Source organism: Desulfococcus sp., from assembly GCF_041737845.1.
Taxonomy (GTDB): domain Bacteria; phylum Desulfobacterota; class Desulfobacteria; order Desulfobacterales; family Desulfococcaceae; genus Desulfococcus.
The window spans coordinates 1-8,804 of the sequence record NZ_JBGSQX010000176.1; the positions used below are offsets into that span (position 1 = coordinate 1).

Sequence of the window (8,804 nt, forward strand, 5' to 3'; positions counted from 1 at the left end):
GAGGATTGGAGGCATCGGGCGGTTCCTGCTGTCTGATGGAAAGATCTTTTCTCATGCTCACGTCCCCAGCCATCGTTCCACAGGGTAGCCGATCGCGACAATTTTTGGCGTTTTTCAGGTAATATAAAGAAACGCTCTACACAGGATTTGCAGGCCCGCGGGCGATGCGCTTCCTCCGCGGTTCAATTCTAGGCGGCCGCGTCCAGGTGCAGGTAGCGCTCGCCCAGGGTATAGAGCAGCAGGGCGATCGCGACGGCCAGCAGCATCACCAGCCATTCATACGAACTGGGGACATAGTGGATGTACTCGGGAAACTGCTCGGCCTTGGGGCCGATGGGCCGGCTCTGGCCGGCAAGCAGAATCTCCATGTGCATGGCCAGCGTGCCCGCCAGCACGAGACCGGAGGCGATCAGCCGGACGCCGCGGAGGGTTCGAACGGACGGGACGACCATCAGCAGGAACGGCAGGAAAAGGCCCAGCACCACCTCCGTATTGAGTTTTCCGATGCCGCCGAAGATCTGGGCATACTGCCGGTAGTTCAGGAAGTCCGGAACGATGGTGGCCGATTCGATGGCCATCTTGACGAGGGTAAAAACGATGACGATGCTGAGAGAATAGGTGAAAATACGCGTGATATCGTCATGGATGGCCTGCATGGTTTCGGAGAGCCTGCCGCCGCTGATGCTTACCACCACGAGGTTATAGAACAGACAAAGGGCCGTGCCGCTCAGGATGGCCATCATCAGACAGTAGATGGACATCACCGGGCCAAAATAGGTCACCCGGGATTCGGTGAGGCCGAACACGGAGCCGATCATGAGCGGCGCCACGATGGCGGCCAAAAACGACACGTTGCCCAGTGCTTTGCTCAGCGGGCTGTGCCAGTCCCCGACATGAAGCCGCCAGAACTTGACGACCAGCAGCGCGAGTTCCACGCTGTAGATAAACCCCATCCACCAGATAGGAGAACTCAGGTTGGGCGAAAGCAGGATGTAATACATGTGAAAAATATCCCCCAGCTCGAGGCCGATGGCGGCAAAGCCCCCGATCAGGGTGGCGATGGCCAGAAATACCAGTCGTTTGGCCAGGGGCTCGAATTTCTTGACCCCGAACACCAGCGGCAGCGAGGCCAGCAGGGTCAGCCCGGTGCTGGTCAGGGCGAGGTAGATGTAAACCCCCAGCGGGAGCGACCACATGAGCACGTCGTTGGCATTGAAAAGATAGTGGCCTTCCGTCAGGAGGCGAAACGCGGCATAGAGCCCCGCTGCGATGGCCGCGCCGATCAGTCCCAGCCAGGTCACGTATGCACCTCTGGAAAGGGTCATGACACACCTCCTTTTGTCGGCTGGTAATGTGCCGGATTGAAATCTCGGATATAAAACACGTGAGGATTGGTCCCGAGCTGTTCGCGGAGGCGGAAGGGACGGAATTTGCCCAGGAGACGGCTCACTTCACTGTTAGGGTCGGAAACGTCTCCGAATATCCGGGCGTCCGCGGGACAGGCCTCCACGCACCTGGGCAGCAGGTTTCGTTTGAGGCGGTGGTCGCAGAAGGTGCACTTTTCCACCACGCCCTTGGGGCGGATCCCCGGGAGCGTGTCATCGCGCTCGGGATTGTAGTAGGGAATGACCGTACCGCCCGCCTTCCTGTTCTCTTCCGCGGGAGAGGATGTCCCTCCCTGTATCAGGGCGGTTTCATCCCGCCAGAAGGGGTGCGGCTTGCGCCAGTTGAAATAGATGACCCCATAGGGGCAGTTGAACTCACAATATTTGCACCCGATGCACTTATCGGGGTCGTGCATGGTGAGGCCGTTGTCCAGTTTGTGCATGGCCCGTGTGGGACAGCCCCGCACACATGGCGCATTTTCACAATGGTTGCAAAGGGTCGGGATATAGTGGTAGCGAACGTTGGGAAAGGTGCCGGAGGTTTCGGTGATCTTGTTCGACCAGTAGATCCCGTCCGGGACATTGTTTTCACTGCGGCAGGCGATGCTGCATGCACCGCACCCGACGCAACGCTGCAGGTCGATAACCATGGCATATCTGGGCATTGGATGACCTCCTAAAGCTTTTCGATTTTGACTCGGGTGCCGGCATGCCGGACGGTGCTGCCGCTCAGACGTTCATAGACGGCGGGGATGAGATCGTTGTTGTTGCCGCCCCGGGGGACCTTTCCGAACACCTTGGCCGCCAGTCGTCCGTAGGCCCAATGACCCTGGCCGTAGCACTTGGCCACCGTTCCGGGGCGAACCCCCTCCCACAGCTTTGCCGTGCACTCGATGCTGCCGGTGGGGGATGCGAGGCGAATGCGATCTCCGCTGGCGATCCCGAATTTTTTTCCGTCCACCGGATTGAGCTTGGCCACGTCATCCCAGATCTCATCGCCGGGGTCCAGGTCTTTGAACTCGTAGTACCAGGAGCAGTTGGCCGAACGCCCCTCCCGGTTCAGGCGGGACTTATGATCGACGAACAGCAGGGGGTAGTCGGCCGGATCCCCGCTCGTATAGGGCGCCTCATAGTGGGGCACAAACGCCAAGTCGCCGCGCGCCAGGTAATTGCACGCCTCCATGACGCGATCAACGCTGACGCCGTGTTTTTCCGCATGCTTTTCCAGGGCCTCCTTCAGGGTTTCGCTGTAGAATTCGAACATCCCGGTTTTGGTTTTCATCTTGCCCCAGCGTTTACGGAACGGGTAGGGATCGGAATTGGAAACACCGATCTTGAGAAATTCCTCCCAGCCGCTGAACTTGTCCCCCCCTTCGTGAAGGGCGGGATCCCAGACCTTGCGGGTGGCATACTTGAGGGCATAAAGGGAGAACTCCTCCGGGTTGACCGGCTCTTTTCCGGTTTCCGGGTCCTTGTATTGCTTGTAATGACGAAGGAGGTTCTCAAATCCCTTTTCGGCAAGTTTTTCCGCGAGGAGCCAGGGGATTTCGGTTTCATCGCTCCTGTAGTCGCCGATCCGCTTGATGATGGGCTGCATGAGGGAGACGTGGCGATAACCGTTGCCGTGGACCTTGATGTAGCCCCATTTCTCGAACAGGTGGTGGGTGCAGGGCAGAAGCATGTCCGAAAACCAGGAGAACTCGGATGCATTGGTCGTGATGTGCACGAGGAAGGGGATCTTGGCGAGGGCGCGCTCCCACCGCTCCGGCTGTCCGCAGGAGAAGGCGAAGTTGTTCATGTAAGCGACCGCCACCTTGATGTCGTAAGGGTCTTCATTGAGAATGCCGTCCGCGGCGTTGTTGGTCACGACGCCGCCGCCGGATTTGCCTTCGTTCAGGGATGGGAATTCAAGACGGCCCCGATGATCGATCTTTTCATACTTCTTGCCGGCTTTGGCGATATCGTCGAAAAACTCGTCAGGCTCGGGAAAATCCTCAGTATACACCTTGTTGGGCCCAAGGGTGCCCCCCTCGTTGTCCACGGAGCCCACCAGGCCGTTCAGGGCATGACAGATCATGCTGGCGTATGCGCCGCGCACCTGCATCACCGGCCCGCCGCCCACCCATGAAATCGCGTGGGGCGCCGCTTTGCCGAAGTCGACGGCCACCTGCCGGATCTGTTCGGCCGGCAGCCCGGTTTTCGACGCGGCCCATTCCGGCGTCTTGTCCTGGAGTTCCAGATTCCACCATTTGACCAAACCGTAGGTGAATTTTTCCTCGAAATCTTCCTCCAAAACCACTTTGCCGGTCTGAAACCGATTGAGGCCGTCCTTGAAATCGCCGACGAATTCCCGGTACCAGAGACCTTCGGTGAGAATAACATGGGAGACGGCCGCCGCCAGCGCCCCGTCGTGCCCGGGCTCGATGGGCAGCCAGACATCGGACTTGGCGCCCGTTGCAGACAGCCTCGGTTCGACAACGGCGATCTGGGCCCGGTCAATGACCGTTCCCCATGCCTTTGAGTAATAGGACACCTGGCGGTTGGCCGCCAGGGGATCGGCGCCCCAGATCAGAATATAGCGGGCGTTTTCAACATCGTATTGGCGATAATCCCACAATCCCTCCGTGTAATACGGCCCGAACTTTTCGGCTTCGGCGCAGATGGCGCTGTGGGAGATGTTGTTGGGCGAACCGATGATCTTGGTCATTCGGTCGTAGAGGATATCGCGCATGTAGGTATAGCGGCCGCGCATGAGCATGTATTTGTGGGTTTCACCGTTGCTGCGCAGTTCCATGATCTTGTCTGCAAGGGTATTCAGGGCCTCGTCCCACGAAATCGGCACGAACCCCGGGTCCTCGGTTCTGCCTTTTCTGGGGTTGGTTCGTTTCATGGGGGTCTTGATGCGGTCGGGGTCGTAAACCTGCTGGATGGCCAGGTGGGGCCGGGGGCAGCCGGCGCCCATGTTGACCTTCGATCGGGGGTTTCCCCGGACTTTGACGGCCCGGCCGTCGATGACGTAGACCTGCTTGGAGCACCATGATGTGCACCCCTGACAGGTGGAGGGCATCCACTTCCCCTGGCCTTCTGAGGGTGCGTCGGTGGTTCTGGCCAGCGCTTTCAATTCCATCGAAAGTCCGGTACCCGCGGCCACGGACACGCCCGCGACGGCCGATGCCTTTACGAAAGACCTTCGCGAGAGCCGGATATCGTCGAGAAAATCCCGCATCAGATTTTTTCGTCTGGTTCTTTCCTCGTTCATCTCCCCTCCTTTCCATGAATTCATGATGATCCGCATGGCTTCAAACCAACGATAGGATCAAAAAAGGCAGGTACACAATCGATTCGCCCTTCAACAAAAACATCATCAGAGTGGTGAATGCCGGCGCAATCAGCGCGATGGGGCAGATTCCGGGAATGGACGGATCATCAGGATCCGTATGACGGCATTGGGCCTGCGAATTCCGCCCACCTGACAATGGTTGACGCTGATATCGGAAAATTTGTTCCGCCGGCCTGTCATTCCGGCAGGGTTTTTTTTAACGGGCACAACCGACATTCAGCGGCGCAGAGAGAATTCCCTCCCGGCGGCAGAGGGGGTTAAGGAAAATCGCAACTGATGACCGTGCAAGGTATATTTTCAACTTTCGGGGGTTGTCCCGTGGGCAGACGAAAGGATCGGTCGATCCATTGACGCAGATCCTGAAATCCCATAAAATGAACACCTGTGTTGAATCAGTTCATGTTGACTCACTTCACACAGGCGGTTGAAACCCATGAAAAACAGATCGGAGCACGCGATGCCGGAAAAAGCTGGAAGTAGTCGGATTTTTTTTTACCGCAGACCGTTTGGTTATGCGCTCTTGATATTGATTCTTGTCGCGCACCTGGGCGGATGCGCGGGCGTCCACGGGAATCCGCCCGGCGGACCTGATCCCGAAGGCCTCTCGCCGGGGCTTCGCGTCCTCTATTTCTACGGCAAATATCGGAGTGTCCATGAGCTCCCGGACGGAGATGCCGCCCTCCTCGAAAAAGGGCGGCCGGGCGAGCCCATTCCGGTGATCGATCACCAGTTCGGGCAGGATGAGGTCTTCGGCAGCGGCAGGAACCTGGGCGTGGGGGTTCAGATGAAGGGGTACATCCTCCTCGAAAAACCGGGGCGATATGAATTCCAGGCATTGTCCAACGACGGCGTGGAGGTGAAAATTGACGGCCAGAAGGTGGTGAGTGATCCGGGCGTCCATTCCGACCGGCTCTCTGACATCGGCGGGGTTACCGTTGAAAAACCCGGCTGGCACCCGCTCATGGTCAAGTATTTTCAGCGGAAGGGCACCGCGGCCCTGAAGTTTTACTGGAAAGCGCCGGGGAAAGACGGCTTCGAGGTCGTCCCGGCGAAGGCCTATGGCCACATGGCAAACAACTGAACGGACGGGCCGGCAGCAGGAACGACCGTTTCGAAGGATGCCGGAACGGTCGTTCAGAAACCAGCAATGGCGGGGATATCAATCGAAGGCCATGTCGGTCTTCCATACCTCCCACACCTTTCCGACAAGGTCCGGACCCGGCTTCAGGGTGATTTTTCCGGGGCGCCACCCCGCCGGCGTCGCTTCCCTCCCCTTGCTCTCCCGAACCAATTGGAAGGCCTGGAGCTGGCGGATGCTTTCACTGAAGTTCCGCCCCACCGGCGGCGTGAGCACCTCGTAGCCCTGGACCACCCCTTCCGGGTCGATGATGAACCTGCCCCGGGTTTCCACGCCGGCCTCCTCGTCAAAGACGCCGAACACCTTTCCCACTCTTCCGCCGGCATCCGAGAGCATCGGAAACGGCACGCCGCCCTTCGCCATCTTCGAGAGTTCATTATCGTCCCACATCTTGTGGACGAAGACGCTGTCGATGCTCATGGAAAGGACCTCCACGCCGAGTTTCTGAAGTTCATTGTATTTTTCGGCAACTGCCGAAATCTCCGTGGCTCAGACGAAAGTGAAATCCCCGGGGTAGAAACACAGGAGCACCCATTTGCCCAGGTATTCCGAAAGTCTCACGGAAACGAACTTGCCCTGGTGATAGGCCGGGGCGACAAAATCCGGTGCCTTCTTGCCGACTTTGATCATTGGTGCGGCCTCCTTGATCGGTGTGGTTTCCTTTGGGGCGGTTTCATCGACAGCCTCTCCGACCGGTCCTCCGGTGGGTCTGGCACAGCCGACCTCCATCTCTTCACCCATGGTTGCCTCCTTTCTGTTATGTAATTTATGCTCATAAAGTCAATACCCGAAATCATCGAAATGATCAATAAAAATCACGGCGACGATTGAAAGTTTCGATTCCTCGGTAAGCTTCAACTCTTCGACCCTGGCCTTGCGTAACGGTGAGCGGGATGGCTGCGGGGTCCCGGCACGGGATGCGGGCATCGCGGGGCCCGGTACAGGGCCCCGCGAGTGATTTCCTCCGCGGGTGACGGATGGAAGGAAGGACGATGCCGTTGATGCTGCGATCAGGCGAGGTCGAAACGGTCCAGGTTCATGACCTTGTCCCACGCCGCAACAAAATCGCGGACGAATTTCTCCCGGGAATCTTCGCAGCCATAGACTTCCGCGACGGCCCGGAGCTGGGAGTTCGAACCGAAGATGAGGTCGACACGGGTGCCGGTCCACTTCAACTCGCCCGTGGCCCGATCCCGGCCTTCGAAAACGTCCTGGTCTTCAGCAGTTGGTTTCCAGATCGTCCCCATGTCGAGCAGGTTCACGAAGAAGTCGTTGGTGAGCGTCTCGGGCCGCTGGGTGAAGACGCCGTGGCGGGATTGCCCGAAGTTGGCATTCAGGACACGCATGCCGCCGATGAGGACCGTCATTTCCGGGCCAGTCAGCGTCAGCAGTTGCGCCCGATCCACCAGCAGTTCCTCGGCCGATACGGCGTATTTGGTTTTTTGGTAGTTGCGGAACCCGTCTGCGGCCGGTTTGAGTACGGCGAATGACACCGCGTCGGTCTGCTCCTGCGAGGCATCCGTGCGTCCCGGCGTGAAGGGAACGGTCACATTGTGACCGGCATTCTTCGCCGCTTGCTCGACAGCCGCGCATCCACCCAGGACAATCAGGTCGGCGAGCGACACCTTCTTCCCGCCGGAGGCCGCACTGTTGAACTCGTTCTGGATGCCCTCCAGGGTCTTGAGCACCTTCGCCAATCGGGCGGGCTGGTTGACTTCCCAATCCTTCTGCGGCGCGAGGCGAATTCGTGCGCCGTTCGCCCCGCCGCGCTTGTCGGAGCCGCGGAAGGTGGATGCCGACGCCCAGGCGGTCGACACCAGCTCCGACACGGACAGGCCGGAACCCAGGATCACGCCCTTGAGGGAGGCGATGTCCTGTGCATCGATCAGCTTGTGATCGACGGCGGGCATGGGGTCCTGCCAGATGAGTTCCTCACCCGGGACCTCCGGACCGAGGTAGCGGGAGCGGGGGCCCATGTCGCGGTGGGTGAGCTTGAACCAGGCGCGGGCGAAGGCGTCGGCGAACTCCTCGGGGTTTTCCAGATAGCGCCGGGAGATGGGCTCGTAGATCGGGTCGAAGCGGAGGGAGAGATCGGCCGTGGTCATCATCGGCCGGTGCCTCTTGGACGGGTCGTGGGCGTCCACCACCATGTCTTCTTCGTCCACGTTTTTGGCCAGCCACTGATTTGCACCGGCGGGGCTCTTGACCAGTTCCCACTCATACTTGAACAGGACCTTCAGGTAGCCCATGTCCCATTTCGTCGGGTTCGGCTTCCAGGCGCCCTCGATGCCGCTGCTGATGGTATCGCCGCCTTTGCCGCTGCCGAAGCTGCTCTTCCAGCCGAGTCCCTGTTCTTCGATGGGGGCGGCTTCAGGCTCGGGACCCACATGGGTCGCAGGACCGGCGCCATGGCACTTGCCGAAGGTGTGGCCGCCGGCGACCAGCGCCACGGTCTCTTCGTCGTTCATGGCCATGCGGGCGAAGGTCTCGCGAACGTCGCGGCCGGAGGCGACCGGATCCGGGTTGCCGTCCGGGCCTTCCGGGTTCACGTAGATCAGGCCCATCTGCACGGCTGCCAGGGGATTTTCCAGGTCCCGGTCGCCGGTGTAACGGCTCTTGGGCTTGTCGCTCGTGGCCAGCCATTCCTCTTCGGACCCCCAGTAAATGTCCTCCTCGGGCTCCCAGACGTCTTCGCGTCCGCCGCCGAAACCGAAGGTCTCCAATCCCATCGACTCGATGGCGCAGTTGCCGGCAAGGACCATCAGGTCGGCCCAGGAGATCTTCCTTCCGTATTTCTGCTTGATCGGCCAGAGCAGACGGCGCGCCTTGTCGAGGTTCACGTTGTCGGGCCAACTGCTGAGGGGCGCCAGGCGCTGGTTGCCGGACCCCGCGCCGCCGCGGCCGTCGCCTTGGCGGTAGGTGCCGGCGCTGTGCCACGCCA

6 protein-coding genes are annotated in these 8,804 nt (G+C 59.8%); 1 reads left to right on the forward strand and 5 read right to left on the reverse strand.

Annotation, left to right across the window (positions count from 1 at the left end):
- Positions 1–188: 188 nt before the first annotated feature.
- The 3 genes from nrfD to ACEW8N_RS21570 are packed head-to-tail and all read right to left on the reverse strand — an operon-like array spanning position 189 to position 4,644.
- Entirely contained in the window at positions 189–1,325 is a 1,137-nt protein-coding gene (nrfD, locus tag ACEW8N_RS21560; protein WP_373501939.1) for an NrfD/PsrC family molybdoenzyme membrane anchor subunit, read from the reverse strand.
- Positions 1,322–2,050 carry a 4Fe-4S dicluster domain-containing protein gene (locus ACEW8N_RS21565; RefSeq protein WP_373501940.1) on the reverse strand — a complete coding sequence of 243 codons (729 nt, stop codon included), beginning with the start codon at positions 2,048–2,050 and terminating at the stop codon, positions 1,322–1,324. Before ACEW8N_RS21565 ends, nrfD begins: the two co-directional genes overlap by 4 nt.
- Positions 2,051–2,061: 11 nt before the next feature.
- Entirely contained in the window at positions 2,062–4,644 is a 2,583-nt protein-coding gene (locus tag ACEW8N_RS21570; RefSeq protein WP_373501941.1) for a molybdopterin-dependent oxidoreductase, read from the reverse strand.
- A gap of 514 nt (positions 4,645–5,158) precedes the next feature.
- On the opposite strand from ACEW8N_RS21570, the gene ACEW8N_RS21575 reads away from it, so the two are divergent.
- Positions 5,159–5,806 (forward strand): PA14 domain-containing protein, encoded by a 648-nt coding sequence (locus ACEW8N_RS21575; RefSeq protein ID WP_373501942.1) that lies wholly within the window; start codon positions 5,159–5,161, stop codon positions 5,804–5,806.
- A 78-nt stretch (positions 5,807–5,884) separates the two neighbouring features.
- On the opposite strand, the gene prxU is transcribed toward ACEW8N_RS21575, so the two are convergent.
- Positions 5,885–6,604: a thioredoxin-dependent peroxiredoxin gene (gene prxU / locus ACEW8N_RS21580; RefSeq protein ID WP_373501943.1), complete on the reverse strand. Its 720-nt coding sequence runs from the start codon at positions 6,602–6,604 to the stop codon at positions 5,885–5,887.
- 269 nt (positions 6,605–6,873) lie between these two features.
- A partial coding sequence (gene katG / locus ACEW8N_RS21585) for a catalase/peroxidase HPI (RefSeq protein ID WP_373501944.1) occupies positions 6,874–8,804 on the reverse strand: 1,931 nt, incomplete at its 5' end.